This is a genomic window from Candidatus Enterococcus testudinis (genome assembly GCF_002140915.1).
GTDB lineage: Bacteria > Bacillota > Bacilli > Lactobacillales > Enterococcaceae > Enterococcus_D > Enterococcus_D testudinis.
In genome coordinates this window covers 2,103,124-2,126,176 of record NZ_NGKU01000001.1, presented here as the reverse complement: position 1 = coordinate 2,126,176, position 23,053 = coordinate 2,103,124, and the positions used below count along the sequence as shown (strand labels likewise).

Here is a 23,053-nt window from a genome sequence, read left to right as displayed (position 1 = left end):
TTTTTTTGAATCATTTAAGAAATCAACTATAAAACATTCATTTGATGAGAAAGACTTGCTATTTTTATATGATTGGCATAGAATACTAGCGGTTAAGAGATATTTGCAATCATTTATTTTTATCATTTAGAGTCAGAATCAAAGGAGCAAACAGGAAAACTATGAATAAAGAATGTTTAAGCAAACAAGAATTAATGGAGAAGTTAAGTCAATTCACGCCTGCGGAAAAGAAAGAAATGCGTGATTATCTGCAACGGAAAAATCCGTTATTGTTTCGTAAATTTGAACGGATGAAGCACGATCTTTATCGATTGGAATCTCGCAGAGTCCAATGTGAGATTGAGAATAATGAAAAGGAGTTACATCTTCTCAATGACAAAATCTTGCTCAGAAAAGAAGATTTTCTTGAATTATTAGTCGCTATCCGAAAGAAAAGAGGGTAATGGATGGAATTTATTGAACTCGTCATTATCATCGCAATCCTCGTTACCCTCTCTAATGTGGCAAGTAAGATCTTGCCTTCAGTACCCATTTTTTTCATTCAAATCATTTTAGGCATTCTTTTGGGGTTAACAGAAATGGGGCAAGAGATAGCCTTTGAACCTGAAATGTTTTTGGTTATGATCATCGGTCCACTGCTATTTCGAGAAGGTGAGCGCGCAGATGTACCCGAAATTCTTAAAAATAGTAAAATCATTTTATTTCTGGCCTTTGGCGGTGTACTGATGACCTTGTTTGCGGTTGGTGGTACATTGCATTGGCTGATGCCCACCATTCCACTCGCGGCCTGCTTTGCCTTTGGTGCTGCATTAGGGCCTACTGACGCAGTCGCAGTTTCTTCTTTGGCGAAGCGTTTAAAAATATCCAAACACATCATGCATGTACTTGAAGGCGAAGGTTTGCTGAACGATGCCTCTGGCGTTACTGCGTTGCAGTTCGCCATCGTTGCCTTAACAACGGGGACCTTTTCAGTTGCTAACGCGGGTTTTCAATTGTTGTTTGCTAGTATTGGTGGCGGCCTGGTTGGTTATTTGGTCGTTTGGCTCAAACGGAAGATCTTGCGTTTTATTGAAAAAATCTCGGCACAAGATGTAACCGTCTACCTTTTGATTGAATTGCTTTTGCCATTTGCGGCCTATCTGTTAGCAGAAATGATTGGTGTTTCCGGCATTATTGCAGCGGTTGTAGCTGGCGTGGCGCAAGCACAAAGAAAGCGCCGGATTTCGCTTTTTGATGCAGAACTGGCAAATATTTCAGGGAGTACTTGGTCGACGATCGTCTTTACGTTGAATGCTCTGGTCTTTTTGTTCTTGGGGATAGAACTGTCACAGGTCTTTTCACCGATTTGGGAGAGCAAAAGTTATGCCAACTGGCATTTGGTCCTTACGGTTTTGATCGTAACAGCCATGATTTTTGTGGTTCGGTTTGCTTTTTTATTGGTTTATTACCTTTTCTTACAAACAAAGAAACAAGTTTCCTTAAGAGAAACCGCCTTGTTGACATTTGGTGGAGTGAAAGGAACTGTCAGTCTGGCAGCCATTTTTATTTTGCCGGTAATGGTCAATGGCGCTAGATTTGAAGAACGCAGCCTGTTGCTGTTTCTGACCGCCTGTGTGATTTTGCTGACATTAGTGATCAGTGTTATGGTCTTGCCATATTTGGCAGATGGTGAGGCTTCTGAAAGTGTGGATTTCAATCATTTACTGATCTTAGAAGATGTGATCGAACAGTTAGAGATTGAAGAGAAAAAAGAACTATCTGATAAAGGTCGTTTGGCTATTGATGCTGTGATCAACTCCTATGAGAATCGCCGCTGGGAATTGTATCGCAATAGTTTGACTGATTCAGAAAAACAAGAAATCCAAGAAATTCAAGGGCTGATTTTATCCATCGAACAAGATGGGTTGGATGAAGCGTACCGTAATGGTCAAGTGAGTTTGAATGGGTACCGTTTCTATTCACGATTTATTTCTCAGCAACAACATTCGCTTGCCAAACAAATTCTTTCTTTCTTTAGTTTTTGGTTATTCTTTATTCAGCGTTTTTTAAGAATTATATTTCATCCCCGGTTGTTTATTCAGCGTCAGCAGCAATTTAAAGCTGCATTGAAACAGCGTGATATTTCCGAAGTGCAAAAAATCTATTTAAAAAATAGTGAGTATATTTTTCATAGTTTGAGTAACTTGGAAGATGTTTATGATTCTTCTTTGATCAATTTCTTTATTCGCCAAAGGGAAATGAGCATCAAGCGTTTTGAACATAGCAATTTTATTGAAACGATCATGATCGAAGAAGACCCGATTTTCGTGAAAAAGATTTTGTGGGGGTATTATTTAGAACGCAAAACCATTGATGAATATGAGGTCAGCGAGAAAATCTCTACCTTATCCGCCAATGAATACCGTCGGAATGTCAACCTGCTAGAATCTTATGCAATGTCTCGGGCCGATGAACAGCCCAAGCAGCAGATGTTTAGACATTGATCGCATGATCCCTCGACAAACGCCTCAACTTCAGCCTTTAGCCAAAGGTTGAAGTTGGGGCATTTTCGTGTGGTCGATTGCTGAGACGATGAATAATCTTTTAAAAGAAATCCACAAGAAAGAAATGTCAGAATGTGGTACAATGAGCGAAGAAAAAAAGCAGGAGGGTTTGCTGTGAAAGAATTGAAAGTAAGTGACTTGCGAAAAACTTACGGTGAGAAAACATTATTCGATCAGTTATCTTTTCTGATTCATGAAAAAGACCGGATTGGTTTGATTGGTGTCAATGGAACGGGAAAATCAAGTTTATTGAAAATTATTGCTGGAATCGACCGCGGAGATGGGGATCTGCCAGCTGTTTTTGCTGCACAAGATTACCGGATCGGCTTTTTATCTCAAGACGATCAACTGTCAGAAGAACTTTCCGTCGTGGATGCAGTTTTCCAAGGAACGAGCCAGCTGATTCGTGTGGTTCGCAATTATGAAAAAGCGCTGTTGGCTTTAGAAGGCAATAGTGGGGATGCCAAAATCTTGCAGCAATACCAAGCTGCTGAAGAAGCGATGAATAAAGCAGATGCTTGGCATACTGATACAACTGCCAAGATCATTTTACAAAAGTTAGGCATCAGCAATTTGGAACAACAAGTGAAACAACTGTCTGGTGGTCAAAAGAAACGGGTTGGTTTGGCACAAGTCTTGATTGATGAACCTGACTTATTGTTATTAGATGAACCTACTAACCATTTAGACTATGATGCGATCCAGTGGTTGGAAGGCTATTTGAAACAATACCGCGGTGCCTTGATGATGGTGACCCATGATCGTTATTTCTTAGATCGTGTCGTCAATCGTATTTTTGAGTTGTCCTTCGGTAAAATCCATGAATACCAAGGGAACTATGAAACCTATCTGCATGCCCGGGCAGAAAGAGAGCGGGTAGAAGAAACACAAGAAGACAAACGCAAACAGTTGTACAAACATGAGCTGGCGTGGATCCGAACGGGTGCCAAAGCCCGATCTACCAAGCAACAAGCCCGAATCGATCGTTTTGATGATTTAAAAGACAATCTGAATCAAGTCAAACGAAATGGCGATGTCGCTATTGATGTGGCTGCGACCCGCTTAGGCAAGCAAGTGCTAGAACTGAAACATGCTTCTTATGCTATTGATGATTTACAACTGCTGCAAGATTTTGACCTCTTGATCCAATCGCGAGAGCGCCTAGGGATCACTGGTGAAAATGGCGCTGGAAAGTCTACACTATTGAACATATTGGCCGGTCGGATCACGCTTGATTCCGGGCAATTGATCACGGGCAGTACAGTCAAATTGGCATACTATACCCAGACCAATGAAGCAATGGATCCGGAACAACGTATGATTGCTTACTTGCAAGAAGCAGCTGAGGAAGTACAAAAAGCTGACGGCAGCCAAGTCAGTGTGGCAGAAATGCTGGAACAATTTTTGTTTCCCCGCTCGATGCATGGCACCAAAATCGGTAAACTATCTGGTGGAGAGAAACGTCGGTTGTTTTTATTGAAATTATTGATTGGTCAACCGAATGTCTTATTATTGGATGAACCGACAAATGATTTAGATATCGACACATTGACTGTCCTTGAAAGTTATCTTGAATCATTTCCAGGCGCGGTCATTACGGTTTCTCATGATCGCTACTTTTTGGATAAAGTGGCAGAAAAACTATTGATTTTTGAAGGTCGCAGCGTGATCGAATCCTACTACGGATCGATCAATGATTATTTGGCAAAACAAACAACCAAAGGTGCTGAGGAAGCACGTATGAAGAATCCTGAAAAAGACGTACGCGTCGTCAATCAAGAGCAGCCCCCCGTTGCTGTCAAAAAGAAATTAAGTTATATGGAACAAAAGGAATGGGCAACCATTGAAGATGACATTGCTGCTTTGGAAGAGAAGGAAGAAGCCTTGACGGAAGAGATGAACCACCAAGGGGCTGACTTTACGAAGCTGCAGCAATTGCAAAATGACATTGCGGATGTACAAGCTCAGCTTTCAGAAAAAATGGATCGCTGGGAATATTTAAGTGAATTTGTCTAACGAAGGGAGTCGCTTATGGAACAAGCATATTTAGATTTAGGAAAGAAAATTTTAACCGAAGGCAATGACAAAGGAGATCGGACCGGCACAGGGACCCGCAGTATTTTTGGCCATCAGATGCGCTTCGATTTGTCAGAAGGGTTTCCTTTGCTGACAACCAAACGCGTACCCTTCGGTCTGATCAAAAGCGAGTTGCTATGGTTCTTGAAAGGCGATACCAATATTCGCTATTTACTTGCGCACAAGAACCACATCTGGGATGAATGGGCTTTTGAACGCTATGTGAAAAGCGAGGATTACACAGGTCCTGATATGACCGATTTTGGCCGCCGTTCGTTAGTAGACGAAGCTTTCAATGCACAGTATCAAGAGGAGTTGGCGGCATTTTGTTCGCTGATTTTGACAGATGATGATTTTGCCAAAAAACATGGTGATTTAGGCCACGTATATGGGTATCAATGGCGCCACTGGGAAAAAGCCAAAGGCGGCTTCATCGATCAGATTCAAGAAGTGATCGACATGATCAAAACGACCCCCGACTCTAGACGTTTGATTGTTTCAGCCTGGAATCCTGAAGATGTGCCATCCATGGCTTTACCACCCTGTCATACAATGTTTCAGTTCTATGTCCACGATGGTCGCTTGAGCTGTCAGCTGTATCAACGCAGTGCAGATGTCTTCTTGGGTGTGCCGTTCAATATTGCTAGTTATGCGTTGTTGACCCATTTGATTGCCCATGAAACAGGTTTAGCGGTAGGTGAGTTCGTCCATACACTGGGGGATGCCCATTTATACAGCAATCATTTCGAGCAAATGAAAGAACAACTGAGTCGTGACATTCGACCTGCACCGCAATTGGTATTGAATCCAGATAAACGATCAATCTTTGACTTTGAACTGGCGGATATTTCTCTAGAAGGCTATGATCCTCACCCAACGATCAAAGCACCGATCGCGGTGTAAGACATTTGCAAATCTTTTTACAGCAATAACCAAATCATTATATGAAGAAGGGGAGTAATCACTTATGTTGATCGCTTTATGGGCACAAGATAAACAAGGGCTGATTGGAGAAAATGGCACGTTGCCATGGCATCTGCCCAATGATTTGAAATTTTTTAAAGACCAAACAATCAACAATACAATCATTATGGGGCGAAAAACCTTCGAAGGTATGAATCGACGACCGTTACCGCAACGTACCACGATTGTTTTGACAAGTGATCCTGCTTATCAAGCAGAAGGTGTCTTAGTGATGCATAACCGAGAAGAAATCTTGGCGTATACCAAAGAACAAGATCATCCTGTCTTTCTCACAGGCGGAGCCGGTGTCTTTGACACGATGATCGAGGATTGCGACCAATTATATCGGACCGTGATCGATGAGACTTTCACTGGGGATGTCTTCTTCCCAGAGATTGATTGGGACAAATGGGCACTGACCAAAACAATTCCCGGAGTGGTGGATGACCGCAACAAGTATCGGCACCAATTCGAATTTTATCAGAAAAAATAAAAAAGATCCGGAAACTTCTGCTCATTGAGAAGTCTTCGGATCTTTCGTGTTATTGTTCAATCAGGTAAAAAGCAAAACGGAGAAGAACATCAAGCCAGCACCTAACATAACGAATAAGTGCCAAACAACATGCATAAACCGCACATTCTTTAAACTATAGAAAAGCGCCCCTACTGTATAAGAAACACCACCGCTGGCAAGTAGAAAGGTACCCCAGAAACCAAGATTCTCAATCAAAGGTTTGAAGGCGATCACGCATAACCAGCCCATGATGATATAGATCAATGTTGACACTTTTGAAACAGTCTCTTTTTTATGTAAGGTCAGAGACTTGTAGACGATCCCGCTGATAGCCAATAGCCAAATCAAAATGAAGAGAGACCAACCTAACCACCCTTGGATACTCAGCAAACAAAAAGGGGTATAGCTGCCAGCAATCAACAAAAAGATCGACGCATGGTCAAACACTTGAAAGACTTTTTTCGCACGAGTGAAAATCAGGCTATGAAAGAGTGTGGAAAACAAAAAAAGCAAGATCATCATTGATCCGTAGATCGCATAAGAAACCACATGAATCGGAGACCCTAGGCGCGCACCTTTGACTAATAGAAGGACCAGTCCTGCTACGCTTAAGCCAAACCCAATACCGTGGGTCACGGCGTTTAATACTTCATTGACGATCAAATATTTGCGACTAAATTTCATATGCTGCATAAGGCACCGTCCTTCTAAATCAAAATTAGATGAAAAAATTTTTTCTCTCTGTTATACTAAGTATAAATGGTCTACGGTTATTTTACCACGAAAAGAGACCTGATTTAAAGAGAGAGTGAATATATGATGGCAAATCTTAAAATTGTGACTGATTCTTCTTGCACCATGGAACCAAGTGTTCGCGATGCTTTGGGGATCCATGTCGTCCCACTATCTGTAATGATCGATGGTATCGTCTATCCTGATGATGAGACACTTCCCGGCGAGAAATTTATGCAAATGATGGGTCAAGCAAAAGAATTACCGAAAACCAGTCAACCGCCGATTGGTCATTTTGTTGAGTTGTTTGATGAACTAGGCAAAGATGGCAGTGAAGTATTGGCGATCCATATGACCAAAGGATTGAGCGGTACAGTGGAAGCTGCGCGTCAAGCCAGTCAATTATCCAAAGCAAAGGTGACGGTGATCGATAGCGACACCACTGACCAAGCATTGGCCTTTCAAGTGATACGTGCAGCGGAACTTGCCCAACAAGGAAAGTCGTTGGCCGAAGTGCTGCCTGAAGTCGAGCATGTAAGGGACAATACGACATTATTTATTGGTGTATCGACATTGGAGAATTTAGTCAAAGGTGGCCGGATCAGCCGGGCGACAGGCTTGTTGTCTAGTTTGTTGAACATGAAAGTCATCATGGACTTCCACCATTCTGAATTGATTCCTGTGGTCAAGGGTCGTGGGGTCAAAACCTTCAATAAATGGTTCGAAGAATTAAAGAACGAACTGCAGCAATTGCCGAAAGTCACCAAAATCGGAATCTCTCATGCGGAAGGCTTAGAAATCACAGAACGCTTTAAGCGTGAGTTGCAGGAAGCTTTTCCAGAATTGGATATTCCGTTATTGCATACGACACCGATCATTGCCACACATACGGGTAAAGGGGCTTTTGCCATTACTTACAGCACCGTGTAATACCTGTAGGACTTAAAAAAACGATTCGTCGACATGCGAATCGTTTTTTATTATTTTTCATTGATTCGTCTTCCGAAAAGAATGAATACTGCTAGGCAATTGATGAGAATTTTGTTAAAATAGCAAAGATTACAAGTAAGGGGTTTGGATAAAGTTGAAGTGGAAAAAAACGGGGATATATATATTGATAGTCGGTTTGATTGCTTGTGCAACAGGGACCATCTTTCATCTAGCCATTCCCAAAGCAGCACCCTTGTTATCGCCTAGCGGCCAATTGGCGGCCAGCGATGCTGCCAAAGAAACGATCGAATATGTGGCTTTGGGTGACTCGCTAACAGAAGGCGTTGGAGATGAAACCGCTCGAGGCGGATTTGTACCGATCGTAGCGGGTGATTTACAAGATCGATATGGGTTAACGAATCTGGTCACCAAAAATTATGGGGTAGCCGGTGAACGTAGCGATCAAATTTTAAAACGGGTCAAGAATGATGAAGATTTACGGACAGATTTAGGTGAGGCTGATTTGATCACCCTCACTGTTGGCGGAAATGATGTCTTGAAAGTGATTCAATCCAAATTTTTCGGACTGAGCATTGATTCTTTTACTGAACCGATGGCGGATTACTCCGAGCGAATGACAGAGATGTTCAGCCAAATTCGCTCGCTAAATGCGGACGCTCCGATTTATGTGTTGGGGATTTATAATCCTTTCTATTTAAACTTTCCAGAAATCACAGATATGCAAACGATCATAGACAATTGGAATGCCCAAACGGACAGCTTTATCAAACAGCAGACGAATGCTTATTTTATTCCAATCAATGATTTATTATATAAAGGATTAAGCGATGAAGTCGGAATTGCTGATACGGAAGATGCCGAGGATGAAGCCACTGACGAGACGACCAGCACGTCTGAAACAACAACGTCATCGTCTGAAACAACGGCAGAAAGTGCATCTTCTCAGGATAGTCAAGAAACCATCACCAATAATATCACCAACAATGTCTTGTATGAAGGGGATCGCTTTCACCCGAATAATTTAGGCTATCAACTGATGGCCAATGCGGTCAGAGATGAATTGATCAAAACACAAGACCAGTGGCTGGTACAGGAGGAATCAGAATGAAGCCGAATCAAAAGAAGCCAGAACCTACAACAAGTGTGAAAACAGAAAAGACAATTAATTATTGGAAAATTGCCTTTCTCGTTTTAGCAGGCGTGATTTTAGGAACGACCATCTTTTTTGCTTCAAGAATTTTTCAGCAAAGAGAGACTGGTTTGAATGAAAGTACTGAATTGGTCCAGCGGGAAGGTAGTCCAGTATTGACTGTCAACAGCAACAAAAGTCAGGTCAATCAGTTGATTGATTTTTACTTATCTGATTTTCAAAAAGGACAAGATGTCACGTATGATTTTGAATTGCGGAATGAAGCCCTGTTGACCGGGGAATTCCAGGTTCTAGGATTTCCAATCACTTTTTATTTGTACTTTGATCCTTACGTGACCGAAGAAGGCAATGTGCAATTAAAAGCCAAAAGCTTATCGATCGGTACACTAGATTTACCAACGAGCGAAGTCCTGAAAATGATCAAACGCAGTTTCAAATTTCCTGAATGGATCGAAGTCAATGCCGATGAACAGGTCATTTTGATACGTTTGGATCAATTTAGAATGCAAAACGGCTTGTTTATCAAAGCCAACAAAATCAATCTTGTAGATGATGAGATTCAAATGAGTCTCTATCTGCCAGCTGAATCGGAGGATGAATAATGGAAAGAGCAATATTTGCAGGCGGTTGTTTTTGGTGTATGATCCAGCCTTTTGATGAATTGGACGGGATCGAGTCCATTTTTTCTGGTTATACGGCGGGGCACACCGAAAATCCTACTTATAAGGAAGTAAAGAGCCACCAAACAGGACATACTGAAGCAGTGGAGATTATTTTTGATCCTGAGAAAATCAGTTTCGATGATTTATTAACGATTTACTGGCAACAAACGGACCCAACTGATGCCTTTGGGCAATTCGAGGACCGTGGTGATAATTACCGACCGGTGATTTTTTATTTCAATGAAGAACAGCATCAAACAGCATTGGCTAGCAAGGCGGCTTTACAAGCGACTGGGCGCTTCACTGAGCCAATCGTCACTGCAATTGAACCCGCCCAGCCATTTTATTTGGCTGAAGAGGAACATCAAGAGTATTACAAGAAAAACCCTGAGAACTTTGCTCGTAATCATGCGCGTCGTGCAGCCTTTCTTGCGGACCATTGGGATCAAGACCATGCGTAAGAGTTTTTATAGTTACTTAATGGCAGTCAAAGGGCCGAGTCACACCGATGAAGCCCAGATTTTTGCCACACATGCGAGTCATGATAGTCAATTTCCAAAACATACGGATGATTATGAAGAAATCTCTTCTTATTTGGAAATGAGCGTAGATTACTTGCCTTCAATGGATATCTTCGATCGAATCTGGGCCGATTATACTGAAAACAATCGTTAAGAAAAGGAGGCGAAAGGATGAAAGGAATCTCAACAGGCCGCTATTTCATTTCACTTGCTAGTGTCGCGATTTTGGCAGGCGGTGGCGTGTATATTTGGCAACAAGCTGAACAACAGTCCGTTGCAACAGTCGTTGAAGAATCGTCAACGGCAGACAGTGGTATTGTCAAAGTCGAACAGCTTTTTGAAGAAATCAAAGGCAATTATTACCAAGAGGTCGACGAAGATGCGTTGATCGAAGGCGCGTTGCAAGGCATGACAGATGCGTTGGATGACCCTTATACGACTTACTTGAGTGAGTCGGCAGCAGATGAATTGGATCAGTCGCTATCCGGCAGTTTTGAGGGAATCGGCGCCACATTATCATTGGTAGATGAGTATCCTGAGATTGCCCAAGCACCGATCAAAAACACACCTGCCGAAAAAAGCGGGCTACGGATAGGGGATCGGATTCTGAAAGTGGACGGCGAAGATACCAAAGGGCAATCATTGTCTGAGGTGGTCGCACAAATTCGCGGCGAGAAAGGATCAGATGTCACTTTAACACTGCAAAGAGAGGGCGAGACCTTTGACGTCACGTTAACGAGAGATACGATTCCGATTGAGACTGTCCATGGTGAGATTGTCGATACAAATGAAACGGTAGGCAAGATCGAGATTACGACATTTGGCGAGCAAACCGCCAGCGAATTAAAAGAAACAATCACTGCTTTGAGAAGTGAAGGTGCCAAATCCTTTGTGATAGATGTACGGCAAAATCCCGGCGGCTTATTGGATCAGGTACAAATCATGGCTAGTATGTTTTTAGAAGATGGTCAAACGATCGTTAAATTTGCCAGCAACCAAGGTATCATCAGCGAAACCAAGGCCAGTGAATCCTTAGATGAAGGCTTTAAAGTTACAGAACCAGTCGTCGTTTTGGTAGATGGCGGCAGTGCTTCTGCTTCTGAGATTTTTGCAGCAGCTTTGCAAGAATCTGCGGGGGTTCCGATTGTTGGTACCGAAACTTTTGGTAAAGGAACTGTACAGAATATCAAAGAATTGGGCGATGACAGTGAATTGAAAATGACGATCATGAAATGGTTGACACCGAATGAAGAATGGGTCAACGACCAAGGCGTTTTGCCTGATTATGAAGCTGATTTTCCAGCGTATGCGTATCTCGCTCCATTGCCCCGCGACAATGCGTTGAAAACTGGGCAAAGTTCGGATGCTGTCAGCAACCTCAACCAGTTTTTGGCGGCGTTAGGCTATGATACGAGTGGGGATACCTTCAATGATCAAACGGTAGAAGCCGTGACAGCTTTTCAAAAGACATCCGGTCTCTCTGAAAGTGGTGAAGTCGATGCTGAAACAGCACAAGCAATCGAACAAGCTGTCACAGACAAAATCCGGGCGGAAGATCCTGCATATCTAAAAGCATTGTCACTGTTGGCTGAAGAGTGAGTGAAAGAGGGAGGAAACCTGCATTGACGACCGATAATCAGTGGCGAGATCGTTTTTGGTTGGCTTTTAAATACGCATTGATCGCGTTGGCCTCTGCCTTTTTGATTCGGGCGTTCCTATTGATCCCTGTTCCAGTTTCTGGCAATTCAATGGAAGGCACGTTGCGACAAGGAGATATGGTGATCATTGAGAAGATTTCACCAATCCACCGATTTGATGTGGTGGTCTTTCAAATGCCAGATGGATCCACCTATATCAAGCGGGTGATTGGGATGCCAGGAGATTCTGTCAAGTATGAAGCAGATCAGCTGTATATCAATGGAGAACCTGTTGAAGAACCCTTCTTGGCCAAAAACCGCAACAATGATCATGAAACAGCGTCGTATACGAATGATTTTGATTTAGAATCACTGTTGGGTGTTGAAAAGCTGGGTAAGGATAGTTATTTTGTGATTGGCGACAATCGCAGAGCCTCAAAGGACAGTCGATCTTTTGGCCCAATTTCTGGTGATGCCATTTTAGGCAATGCACGATTGGTGTATTATCCTTTATCCCATATACGATTGATTTAATGAAGGACAGATGATCCCCCATTCAACCAGCAGACTGCTGACGTGAATGGGGGATTTTTTAGCATTGGTTCAAACAAACCAAATCATTCATTGTAGATATCAAAGCCGTATCCTTTGATATGGCTTTTTAATAAAGTTAAATACATCTTGGCAATTGGGCTGAGGAGGATTTGTTGATGTCTGACCCAGCCCAATCTGATGGTATCATCATAATCCAAAGGAATCGCAATGATTTTGTCATCATTTAAGTCGCTGCTGATAATACCAGAACTGATCGTATAGCCATTCAAGCCAACCATCAAGTTAAAAATCGTCGTTCGATCACTGACCTTGATATTTTTTTGACGACGCCAAGTGCTCAGGATCTCCTCAGAAAAATAGAGGGAGTTGGTTTCTCCTTGTTCATAGGAAAGATATGGGTAAGGCGCCAGGTCGTCTAGGGTCAATCGGTCTTTTGCCACAAGGGGATTCGAGCGACTGACAAATACATGCGGTTTGGCTTCAAAGAGCGGTGTAAAAACCAAGTTTTTCTCTTTGAACAGTTTTTCCATCACTTGCCGATTGAAGCGATTTAAGTAGAGGATACCAATTTCACTTTTGAAGGAAATCAAATCTTGAAAAATATTTTCGGTTTCTGTTTCTCTCAGTGTGAAATCATAGATATCTGCAGGAATCGTTTTGATCAGGTCGACAAACGCATGGACAACAAAGGCATAGTGCTGTGCTGATACGGAAAAGTTTTGCTTGCGAGGCGGCTCCTTTTTGAATCTTTCTTCAAGAAGATTGACTTGATCTAAGATTTGGCGACAATAAATCAAAAATTCTCTTCCTTGATCAGTAGGCACGATTCCTTGCTTGGTTCTGATCAGCAACTGGACCTTCATTTCTTCTTCCAACTCCTGCAAGGCTTTCGACAAACTAGGCTGCGTCAAATAAAGTGACTTGGCTGCTTCATTGATCGATCCATGTTCAATGATCTTCTCAAAATAGATCAATTGTTGCAATTTCATGGCTGCACCTCTTTTAGAAGCAGTATACCTAAGGTTATAGTTTTTGGCTATAAGAAGTTATGCTTTTATCCAGTTATCCAAATACCTTTCATGATGATAGTGTAATACATAACAAATTGAAAGCGAGGATCAAGCGATGCAGACAACGATACCAGGATTTCCAAGATTGGGTGAACACAGAGAATTAAAATTTGCGGTAGAAACCTATTTCAAAGACCACGATGCCCAGAAATTACAACAGACAGGCAAGGATCTGCGAGAAAAACATTGGCGGTTATTACAAGATAACGGACTGACAGAGATTCCCAGCAATGATTTTAGTTTTTATGATCAAATGTTAGATACGGCTTGCCTATTGAATATCATACCGCAACCATTGCGTAGTGCTGGCTTGTCTGACTTAGATAGTTATTTTGCTCTAGCTAGAGGGAGTCAAACAGACAAAGTAGATGTCAAAGCGCGGCCGATGAAAAAATGGTTCAATACCAATTATCATTATATCGTACCGTTGATTGACGCAGAAACCACGATCCATTGCAGTGGGACAAAAATTTTTGATGAATATCTAGAGGCAAAAAATAGTGGTATCGAAACCAGACCAGTGTTGATTGGCCCTTTTACTTTTCTGCGTTTAAGTGAGATCCAATCAGATGTCGATCAAACGAAATTACTGGAATCAATGGTTGAGAGTTACCGTCACATTCTTCAGAAACTAGCTGCTTTGGGGGCGACATGGATCCAAGTTGATGAGGCTTGTTTGGTTCAAGAATTGTCGCAAGCAGATGTTGCGTTTTTCAAAAAAATCTATCAAGCATTATTGAAAGATGCCCCATTGAAGGTCTTGCTGCAAACGTATTTTGGCGATATCAGAGAAAGTTATCAGACAGTGATCAACCTGCCATTTGACGGCATTGGATTAGACTTTGTGGAAGGCAAACAAACGTTGGCACTCGTTCAAAGTGGTTTTCCAAAAGACAAGCTGCTATACGCTGGTGTATTGAATGGTAAAAACATTTGGCGCAATGCGTATCAACAAACATTGACATTGCTTGAATCGATGAATGATTTGAACATCGTTCTCTCGACTTCTTGTTCATTGCTGCATCTGCCTTATACGGTTGCCAATGAAACGTTGGCAGAGGAAACAAAACGTTATTTCTCATTTGCAGTTGAAAAAGTCATAGAATTGACCCAGTTACGATCAATATTGGCGGGAAATACCGAACTGCTTGAAAAAAACAAAGCCTTATTTTCTGGCAACCGTTGTCAACCGAATCAAGTGATGAAAGAAAAACTCCAACAGTTGACAGAGAACGACTTTCAACGATCTGCCACTTACGAAACCCGAAAAAAAACGCAACATGCGCTATTTGGCTTTCCGCAGCTGCCTACAACGACGATTGGTTCTTTTCCGCAAACAAAGGAAGTGAAACAAACACGAGGGAAGTATCGACGAGGTACTATTGATCAACAGACATATGACCAATATATCGCGAAGCAAATCATTGAATGGATCAATTGGCAAGAAGACATTGGTTTAGATGTGTTGGTTCATGGTGAATTCGAGCGCAACGATATGGTGGAGTATTTTGGACAGCAATTATCAGGTATCCTCTTTACAACAAACGGATGGGTACAATCGTATGGGACTAGAGGGGTTAAGCCGCCTATCATCTGGGAAGATATTGAACGTTTGCAGCCGATGACTGTGAAGTGGACCCGCTTTGCGCAAGCACAGACAAGTAAACCTGTCAAAGGAATGCTGACTGGCCCTGTGACTATCTTGAATTGGTCATTTCCTCGAGAAGATATTGGGTTGAGAGAAACTGTGTATCAATTGGCATTGGCTATTCGTCAGGAAGTGTTGGATCTAGAAGCTGCGGGGATTCAAATGATTCAAATCGATGAAGCCGCCTTAAGAGAAAAATTACCGTTGCGCCGATCGGACTGGCATAAGGAGTATCTGGACTGGGCTATTCCTGCATTTCGCTTGGTGCATAGCCAAGTCAAAGAAGCGACGCAAATCCATACGCATATGTGTTATAGCGAATTCTCAGATATAGTTCCTGAAATTGCTGCCATGGATGTGGACGTTATTTCTTTTGAGTCGGCTCGATCGAACTTGACGCTTTTGGATGAACTGAGACGACAGCAATTTCAAACAGCAGTTGGACCAGGTGTTTTCGATATACATTCTCCTCGTATTCCCACAGTGGATGAATTGACAACGACAATTACCAATATTTTAGACAAGTTGCCGGCAGATCAAGTGTGGATCAATCCTGATTGTGGTTTAAAGACCAGAGGGGTGATCGAAACAAAAGAAAGCTTAGAACACATGCTTCAGGCAGTCCATCGAGTGAGGGAGGGAAGCGCAAATGGGGAGTAAATTGTCTTTTGAAGTGTTCCCAACCAAAACGCAGGCTGGCTATCAAAATCTGCAAAAAACATTACATGTATTGCAGACACTGGATCCTGCATTTGTGAGTGTGACCTGTAGCAATGTAACGAATTCAGCAGAAGCCTTTTCTATTCAAGTCACGGACTATCTGTGGCATGAACTGAAAATACCAACGATTCCTCACTTAGCGGCTCGCTATCTAAATGAACAAGCCGTCGATGCCATTCTCGATGACATTGAGGGGCTCGGGATTCAGCAAGTACTGGCTTTAAGAGGGGATGAAATCGATCATCGCCCAAGTCAAGGTGTCTTTCAATATGCCAGTGAACTCGTCGCATATATCAAAATGAAAAAACCACATTTTGAGATTTATGGTGCCTGCTATCCAGAAACGCATCCAGAGTCAATCGATCGAGTGGCAGACATCAAACAGTTAAAAGCAAAGACTGAAGCTGGTTGCAGTACATTAGTGACCCAATTGTTCTTTGACAATGACTTGTTCTATTCATTTCAAGAAGCATGTGCATTAGCTGACATTGAGGCTACACTATTGGCGGGCATCATGCCTATCGTCAATCGGCAGCAAGTCACGAGGTTGTTGCAGACGACACGCACCCATTTGCCAAGGAAATTTTTGGCGATTTTAGAAAAATATGAACATGATCCTGCGGCATTGAGAGAAGCTGGCATCGCCTATGCCATTGATCAAATCGTCGATTTATCGACCAATAATGTAGACGGGATCCATCTGTATACGTTGAATCATGCTGAAGCAGCTAAGCAGATTTATACGAATACGCGATCATTACTCAGTCCATCTGTGGAGAGCAAGGAGTGATCGGAAGCCGAAAATGAAGAAGCAGACTTGCTTGATTGAGCAAAGGTGTCATCAGATTTGTTCTCCTTTTTAAAGAATATACGGGAATCATGATTCTGTTATAGACGAATGTCTATGAAACCCGTATAATATCAACGACATGAGATTATTGGCGCAAGCCGATGATTCACTCAGTGCAGCGTAAAGATGCAGGGTACATTTCCTGCAATTTGACGAATGCTCTTGATAAAGAAGGAGGATACATCATGACCATTCAATGGTTTCCTGGTCACATGGCAAAAGCCAGACGTGAGGTCAGTGAAAAACTTAAATTTGTTGATATCGTCTTCGAATTGGTGGATGCTAGATTACCTATCTCATCACGCAATCCGATGCTTGATCAGTTATTACAACAAAAACCGCGGTTGATCTTGATCAACAAAGCCGATTTAGCGGATCCGCAACAAACAAAACAGTGGGTGTCGTATTTCAAACGGCAGGGATATTTCGCATTGGCGATCAATGCCCAAGACAATCAAGGGATCAAAGGCATCGTGCCGGCGGCCAAAGAAGTGTTGAAAGAAAAAATCGCCCGAGATAAGGCGCGGGGATTGAAACCTAGAGCAATCCGTGCCATGGTGATTGGGATCCCTAACGTTGGGAAATCAACATTGATGAACCGCTTAGTCGGGAAAAAAATCGCTCAAACAGGAAACAAACCGGGTGTCACAAAAGGGCAACAGTGGCTGCGTTTTGGAAATGAAGTTGAATTATTGGATACACCGGGGATTTTATGGCCAAAATTTGAAGACCCCGAAATCGGTAAACGGTTGGCACTTACGGGGGCAATCAAAGATCAGTTGATTCATTTGGATGATATTGCGTTGTATGGCTTAGATTTTTTTGCCCGCTATTATCCCGACAAAGTTGCCGCGCGTTACAATTTGACGGCAGAAGAAGCAGCATTGCTGGCGCCTGAACTCTTGATGAAAATCACTCAAAAAAGGGGTTATAAAGACAACTATGATCGCGGTGCAGAGCTGGTGGTCTTTGATATCCGCCAAGGGAAATTGGGACGGTATACATTAGATCGTTTAGAGGAATTAGGTGAGGCCGATGACGCAGTCGATTAAAGAAATCAAAGCCCGTTTATTGGATCCCCAGTTTCATGATCCAGCATACGTCTCCCTTTTGAGAGAAGATACCCGCAGTGGCGTAAAAAAACTGGTGGAACAATACGAAAAGCAGCAACAGAAACAACAGCTGCTAAAAGACAAATACATGGAAATGTCATTATTTGAACAGGCAGCTTATGCCAAAGGTGTGCGCTTTATTGCAGGACTGGATGAAGTCGGTCGTGGCCCTCTTGCCGGTCCAGTTGTGGCTGCAGCGGTGATTTTGCCAAAGGACTGTCAGATTTTAGGCTTAAACGATTCAAAACAATTGTCTCAGAAAAAACGAGATGACTTATTTGTTGAGATTCATAATCATGCGATCGCCATTGGGATGGGAGTTGTGACCCATGAAGAAATCGACCAGATAAACATTTATCAAGCGAGCCGTTTGGCTATGAAATTGGCTTTAGAGGATTTGGCGATCACGCCGGAGTATCTCTTAGTAGATGCCATGACGATCGATACGTCCATTCAACAGCAAAGTTTGATCAAAGGGGATGCCCGCTCAATCAGTATCGCGGCCGCAAGTATCATTGCCAAGGTTTATCGGGACAATCTGATGGCGGACTTTCACCAAACTTATCCGTATTATGGTTTTGACAAAAATGCTGGTTATGGTACGAAAGATCATTTAGATGGTATGCGCAGTCACGGAATTTGTCCCATTCATCGTAAAACATTTGCGCCAGTCAAACAATACTTGTAACATTCATTCAAATCTCTTTTTTTAGCGAATCTTATTGTAAGAATGCTTAAGAAAAGAGGTTTTTTTTGTGCAATATGACGAATGTTCCGCGTTTGAAAAACAGGTGATCAAGTTGTACTACTGTCCTGGTATTGGTCCCAAAAGTTATTGGAAAATCATGAAATACTGGCTATCGCAGCAGACAACGACTATCAACAGTCTCGCATTGCAAGGTATAGGATTTACCGCCCAAAAAGCCACTCATATCGAGACTGTTTGGCAGCAAATGACAGACGCGCAAGTACACCATAAGGTCGCCCAACAGCAGTTGCTGACTTTTTTTTCACCAAACTATCCCCCTTTGCTTAGACGCATACCTGATCCACCCTTGCTATTATTCTATCAGGGGAATGTGTCTTTACTTCAAAAAGCTTGTGTGGCGATCATTGGCGCAAGAGAGGCATCTGCCTATGCAAGAAAAGTATGTGAGAAATTCGTCCCGCCGTTACTTGCTTCAAATTATGTGATCATCAGCGGTTTAGCAAAAGGGGTGGATAGCTTTGCTCATGAATCTGCATTGCGGAATCATGGAGAAACGATCGCTGTTGTTGGTACAGGTGTGGACGTCTGTTATCCTGCAACTTCCCGGTACATTTATGAAGAAATCTGCCAAGGACATTTGGTGATCAGTGAATATCCAGCAGGAACCACGCCGCAACGCTTTCATTTCCCGATGCGCAATCGGTTGATTGCAGGCATTGCACAAGGGGTTTGTGTTGTGGAAGCCAAAGAAAAAAGTGGTTCCTTGATCACGGCACAATTGGCATTAGAAAATGGGCGTGAGGTATTTGCGGTACCAGGAGAAATCATTTCTGCACAGTCAAAAGGCTGTCATCAATTGATTCAAGACGGTGCAAAATGTACGATTGACGCGGATGATATTCTGCAAGAGTTCATCTATTTTTAATATTTGTAGTCAACCTTCCTTGACAAACCTTTTCTTGAAAGCTATGATAAGCTACGATTTGTATGTTTGCTAAACATATGATAGATTCATTTATTGAGGGTATATATATAGTAGGAAAAATCCAGGAAGGAGCCATTTTTTATATGGCATATAAATATTTAGTAATTGTGGAATCGCCAGCCAAGGCGAAAACCATTGAGAAATACCTCGGACGAAATTATAAAGTCGTGGCGAGTGTTGGACATATTCGAGATTTACCAAAAAGCAAAATGGGTATTGATGTAGAAAATGATTATGAACCGCATTATATTTCCATTCGCGGAAAAGGCGATGTTATCAAAGGGTTGCGTTCAGCAGCCAAAAAAGCGGAAAAAGTCTATCTCGCAAGTGACCCGGATAGAGAAGGAGAAGCGATTGCTTGGCATTTGGCTTTCTTATTAGGGTTGGATTTAAAGGATAAAAATCGCGTGGTTTTCAATGAAATTACGAAAGATGCTGTGAAAGCCGCATTTAAAGAACCGCGGACCATTGATGTAAATCTAGTGGATGCCCAACAAGCCCGCCGTATTTTAGACCGTTTGGTGGGCTATTCTTTGAGTCCGATTTTGTGGCGCAAAGTCAAAAAAGGGTTAAGTGCTGGTCGGGTCCAATCTGTGGCCTTAAAAATCATTATTGATCGTGAAAAAGAGATCCGTGATTTTGTGCCTGAAGAATATTGGAGTATCGATGGCAACTTCAAGAAAGCAACCAAAAAATTTAAAGCCAATTTCTGGGGATTAGATGGCAAAAAGAAAAAATTGCCAAACGCAGAAAGCATCAAAGAAGTTACGGAACGATTAGATAGCAAAGATTTTCAAGTGACCAAAGTTGAAAAGAAAGAGCGCAAACGTAACCCAGCAGCGCCTTTTACAACCAGTAGTTTGCAACAAGAAGCGGCCCGCAAGCTGAACTTCCGTACGAGAAAAACCATGATGGTCGCCCAGCAGTTGTATGAAGGGATCGCCCTTGGTAAGCAAGGTACGGTGGGCTTGATCACTTATATGCGTACTGACTCGACAAGGATCGCTGATTCCGCTAAAGCAGAAGCCGCTGACTATATCGAATCAACCTTTGGTACAGAATTTTCGGCACATGGTGGGAAAAAGCGTGCCAATGCACAAGGGGCACAAGATGCCCATGAAGCAGTCCGTCCTTCTAGTGTACTGCGGACACCGGAAAGCTTAGAAAAATTCTTGGATAAAGATCAAATGAAACTCTATCGTTTGATTTGGTCACGCTTTGTTGCCAGTCAAATGACGCCGGCAATTTTGGATACTATGAAAGTGACTTTAGACCAAAATGGTGTGATCTTTATTGCCAATGGTTCTAAGATCAAGTTCAAAGGGTTTATGCAAGTCTATGTTGAGGGCCGTGATGACGGCAAGGAAGACAAAGAGAATATTTTGCCTGAATTAGCTGAAGGAGATGTGGTTCAATCGGTTTCTATCGAACCCAAACAACACTTCACGCAACCGCCAGCCCGTTATAGCGAAGCAACCTTGATCAAAACACTTGAAGAAAATGGGGTGGGTCGTCCGTCGACGTATGCACCTACTCTTGAAACAATCCAAAGAAGATACTATGTGAAGTTGGCACAAAAACGTTTTGAGCCAACCGAATTAGGTGAAATCGTCAATTCACTGATTGAAGAGTTCTTCCCGCAAATCGTTGATACCCATTTCACAGCAGAGATGGAAAACAGCTTGGATAGTGTAGAAGCTGGCAAAGAAGAATGGGTCAAAGTCGTTGATCAATTCTACCGTCCTTTTGAAAAGGAATTGACGACCGCTGAAGAACAAATTGAGAAAATCCAGATCAAAGATGAACCGGCTGGCTTTGATTGTGATTTATGTGGGCATCCGATGGTGATCAAACTTGGCCGCTACGGAAAATTCTATGCCTGCAGCAATTTCCCAGATTGCCGCAACACTAAGCCAATCGTCAAAGAAATTGGTGTTGAATGTCCTGTTTGTCATGAAGGACAAGTCGTGGAGCGCAAATCGAAAAAAAATCGATTGTTCTATGGATGTACCCGTTACCCAGAATGCGACTTCACATCATGGGATAAACCAGTTGGACGGAATTGTCCAAAATGTGATCACTATTTGGTTGAAAAGAAAGTCAAAGGCGGCAAGCAAGTCGTTTGTACCAATGGCGATTACGAAGAACAAGTACAAAAATAATTGAATGAATCAGCAAAGAATCGGTGAACCTGTTGCAGCAAGTTGCGTTTTCATGCAGCTGCTATGCAAAGATTTGCCGGTCCTTTTGCTCACTCATTTCAGCTACATGAAAAAAACGATGGATCGTAAAAGGAGTCTGACAATGAAGAAGATAAATGTAATCGGTGCCGGATTGGCTGGAAGTGAAGCTGCTTGGCAAGCTGCGGAAGCAGGAGTGGCTGTCAATCTATATGAAATGCGTCCCAAAAAAACCACAGAGGCGCATCACACCAATAATTTTGCTGAATTGGTCTGCACAAATTCGTTAAGAGGCAATAATTTGACGAATGCTGTTGGTGTCTTAAAAGAAGAGATGCGTCGTTTGAATTCTGTGATCATCACGTCTGCAGATAAAACTGCGGTTCCCGCTGGGGGCGCTTTGGCTGTCGATCGCGATGATTTTTCCGCGCTTGTGACGCAAAGAGTCAAAGAGCATCCTTTAGTGACTGTAATTGAAGAAGAAATTACAGAGATTCCAGAAGGTATCACAGTGATTGCTACTGGACCATTGACATCGGAACCTTTGTCAAAAGCGATCCAAGCATTCAATGGATCAGAAGGCTTTTACTTTTATGATGCTGCAGCACCAATCGTCGATAAATCAACGATTAATATGGACAAAGTTTATTTAAAATCACGCTATGACAAAGGTGAAGCGGCTTACTTGAACTGTCCTATGACCAAAGAAGAATTCTATGCCTTTCGCGAAGCATTGCTAGAAGCTGAAGTGGCACCATTGAAAGCATTTGAAAAAGAAAAATTCTTTGAAGGCTGTATGCCTATCGAAGTTATGGCGGGTCGCGGACCTAAGACAATGTTGTTTGGCCCGATGAAACCAGTTGGATTGGAAGACCCTAAAACTGGCAAACGGCCTTATGCCGTGATTCAATTACGTCAAGACAATGCAGCCGCGTCTTTGTATAATATCGTTGGCTTCCAAACCCACTTAAAATGGGGTGAACAAAAACGTGTGTTCCGCATGATTCCAGGGTTAGAAGAAGCTGAATTTGTCCGCTTTGGTGTGATGCATCGTAACAGCTTTATGAACGCTCCGGAACTGCTGCAACAAACATATCAATCAAAAAAACGTGATGATTTGTTCTTTGCCGGACAAATGACGGGTGTTGAAGGGTATGTGGAAAGTGCGGCAAGCGGTTTGATTGCTGGTATCAATGCTGCCAAATTGGCCAAAGATGAAGCACCGATCATTTTTCCGCAAGAAACGGCAATTGGCAGTATGGCGTATTATATTACCCATGCGGAAGGCAAACACTTCCAACCTATGAATGCCAATTTTGGCTTGCTACCAGAATTGCCAGAACGGATTCGTGATAAAAAAACACGATACGAAACGTTGGCCAATCGTGCATTAACGGCTTTAGAGACAGCCAAATCAGACCTATTATAAGCAAACAACAGTCTTCTTACTTTAAATTAGTAAGAAGACTTTTTTT

The 23,053-nt window shown here is 42.4% G+C and carries 21 protein-coding genes; 19 read left to right on the top strand and 2 right to left on the bottom strand.

Going from position 1 to position 23,053, the window contains the following annotated elements; genetic code table 11:
• The first annotated feature begins 161 nt into the window (after positions 1-161).
• From A5886_RS10185 to A5886_RS10165, 5 genes are all read left to right on the top strand, one after another.
• Entirely contained in the window at positions 162-443 is a 282-nt protein-coding gene (locus A5886_RS10185; RefSeq protein WP_086275036.1) for a hypothetical protein, read from the top strand.
• A gap of 3 nt (positions 444-446) precedes the next feature.
• A complete protein-coding gene (locus A5886_RS10180; RefSeq protein ID WP_086275035.1) occupies positions 447-2,483 on the top strand; it encodes a cation:proton antiporter in 2,037 nt (678 codons plus the stop codon).
• A gap of 174 nt (positions 2,484-2,657) precedes the next feature.
• A complete protein-coding gene (locus tag A5886_RS10175) occupies positions 2,658-4,559 on the top strand; it encodes an ABC-F family ATP-binding cassette domain-containing protein (protein WP_086275034.1) in 1,902 nt (633 codons plus the stop codon).
• Between the two features lie 15 nt (positions 4,560-4,574).
• Entirely contained in the window at positions 4,575-5,522 is a 948-nt protein-coding gene (locus tag A5886_RS10170; RefSeq protein ID WP_086275033.1) for a thymidylate synthase, read from the top strand.
• Between the two features lie 64 nt (positions 5,523-5,586).
• Positions 5,587-6,075, top strand: a complete 489-nt coding sequence (locus tag A5886_RS10165) for a dihydrofolate reductase (protein ID WP_086275032.1) — start codon at positions 5,587-5,589, stop codon at positions 6,073-6,075.
• 60 nt (positions 6,076-6,135) lie between these two features.
• Here the strand turns inward: A5886_RS10165 and trhA are convergent, their stop codons facing one another.
• On the bottom strand, positions 6,136-6,789 hold the full coding sequence (trhA, locus tag A5886_RS10160) for a PAQR family membrane homeostasis protein TrhA (protein WP_086275031.1): 654 nt from the start codon (positions 6,787-6,789) through the stop codon (positions 6,136-6,138).
• Between the two features lie 126 nt (positions 6,790-6,915).
• Here trhA and fakB point away from each other — a divergent pair, with 126 nt between their 5' ends.
• The 7 genes from fakB (at position 6,916) to lepB (ending at position 12,283) form a co-directional block, all read left to right on the top strand.
• Positions 6,916-7,758 (top strand): DegV family protein, encoded by an 843-nt coding sequence (fakB, locus tag A5886_RS10155; RefSeq protein WP_179190022.1) that lies wholly within the window; start codon positions 6,916-6,918, stop codon positions 7,756-7,758.
• 148 nt (positions 7,759-7,906) lie between these two features.
• Positions 7,907-8,887, top strand: coding sequence for an SGNH/GDSL hydrolase family protein (locus A5886_RS10150; protein WP_179190085.1), 981 nt, complete (start codon positions 7,907-7,909; stop codon positions 8,885-8,887).
• Positions 8,884-9,531, top strand: coding sequence for a YpmS family protein (locus tag A5886_RS10145; RefSeq protein WP_086275028.1), 648 nt, complete (start codon positions 8,884-8,886; stop codon positions 9,529-9,531). Before A5886_RS10150 ends, A5886_RS10145 begins: the two co-directional genes overlap by 4 nt.
• Positions 9,531-10,052, top strand: a complete 522-nt coding sequence (msrA, locus tag A5886_RS10140; RefSeq protein WP_086275027.1) for a peptide-methionine (S)-S-oxide reductase MsrA — start codon at positions 9,531-9,533, stop codon at positions 10,050-10,052. The genes A5886_RS10145 and msrA overlap by 1 nt, the downstream gene beginning before the upstream one ends.
• Positions 10,045-10,266: a YozE family protein gene (locus A5886_RS10135; RefSeq protein WP_086275025.1), complete on the top strand. Its 222-nt coding sequence runs from the start codon at positions 10,045-10,047 to the stop codon at positions 10,264-10,266. The genes msrA and A5886_RS10135 overlap by 8 nt, the downstream gene beginning before the upstream one ends.
• Before the next feature lie 17 nt (positions 10,267-10,283).
• Complete coding sequence (locus A5886_RS10130) at positions 10,284-11,711, top strand: S41 family peptidase (RefSeq protein ID WP_086275022.1); 1,428 nt, start codon at positions 10,284-10,286, stop codon at positions 11,709-11,711.
• Positions 11,712-11,734: 23 nt separating this feature from the next.
• Positions 11,735-12,283, top strand: a complete 549-nt coding sequence (gene lepB / locus A5886_RS10125; RefSeq protein ID WP_086275021.1) for a signal peptidase I — start codon at positions 11,735-11,737, stop codon at positions 12,281-12,283.
• Positions 12,284-12,366: 83 nt separating this feature from the next.
• On the opposite strand, the gene A5886_RS10120 is transcribed toward lepB, so the two are convergent.
• Entirely contained in the window at positions 12,367-13,293 is a 927-nt protein-coding gene (locus A5886_RS10120) for a LysR family transcriptional regulator (RefSeq protein ID WP_086275020.1), read from the bottom strand.
• A 136-nt stretch (positions 13,294-13,429) separates the two neighbouring features.
• Here A5886_RS10120 and metE point away from each other — a divergent pair, with 136 nt between their 5' ends.
• The 7 genes from metE (at position 13,430) to trmFO (ending at position 23,007) form a co-directional block, all read left to right on the top strand.
• Positions 13,430-15,682 carry a 5-methyltetrahydropteroyltriglutamate--homocysteine S-methyltransferase gene (gene metE / locus A5886_RS10115; protein ID WP_086275019.1) on the top strand — a complete coding sequence of 751 codons (2,253 nt, stop codon included), beginning with the start codon at positions 13,430-13,432 and terminating at the stop codon, positions 15,680-15,682.
• On the top strand, positions 15,672-16,532 hold the full coding sequence (gene metF, locus A5886_RS10110) for a methylenetetrahydrofolate reductase [NAD(P)H] (RefSeq protein ID WP_086275018.1): 861 nt from the start codon (positions 15,672-15,674) through the stop codon (positions 16,530-16,532). The genes metE and metF overlap by 11 nt, the downstream gene beginning before the upstream one ends.
• Before the next feature lie 245 nt (positions 16,533-16,777).
• Complete coding sequence (gene ylqF, locus A5886_RS10105; RefSeq protein WP_086275016.1) at positions 16,778-17,644, top strand: ribosome biogenesis GTPase YlqF; 867 nt, start codon at positions 16,778-16,780, stop codon at positions 17,642-17,644.
• Positions 17,628-18,392 carry a ribonuclease HII gene (gene rnhB, locus A5886_RS10100; protein ID WP_086275014.1) on the top strand — a complete coding sequence of 255 codons (765 nt, stop codon included), beginning with the start codon at positions 17,628-17,630 and terminating at the stop codon, positions 18,390-18,392. The genes ylqF and rnhB overlap by 17 nt, the downstream gene beginning before the upstream one ends.
• 67 nt (positions 18,393-18,459) lie before the next feature.
• Positions 18,460-19,338, top strand: a complete 879-nt coding sequence (dprA, locus tag A5886_RS10095; RefSeq protein ID WP_086275013.1) for a DNA-processing protein DprA — start codon at positions 18,460-18,462, stop codon at positions 19,336-19,338.
• 143 nt (positions 19,339-19,481) lie between these two features.
• On the top strand, positions 19,482-21,560 hold the full coding sequence (gene topA / locus A5886_RS10090) for a type I DNA topoisomerase (protein WP_086275011.1): 2,079 nt from the start codon (positions 19,482-19,484) through the stop codon (positions 21,558-21,560).
• A 142-nt stretch (positions 21,561-21,702) separates the two neighbouring features.
• Positions 21,703-23,007 (top strand): FADH(2)-oxidizing methylenetetrahydrofolate--tRNA-(uracil(54)-C(5))-methyltransferase TrmFO, encoded by a 1,305-nt coding sequence (trmFO, locus tag A5886_RS10085; protein ID WP_086275009.1) that lies wholly within the window; start codon positions 21,703-21,705, stop codon positions 23,005-23,007.
• Positions 23,008-23,053: the final 46 nt, after the last annotated feature.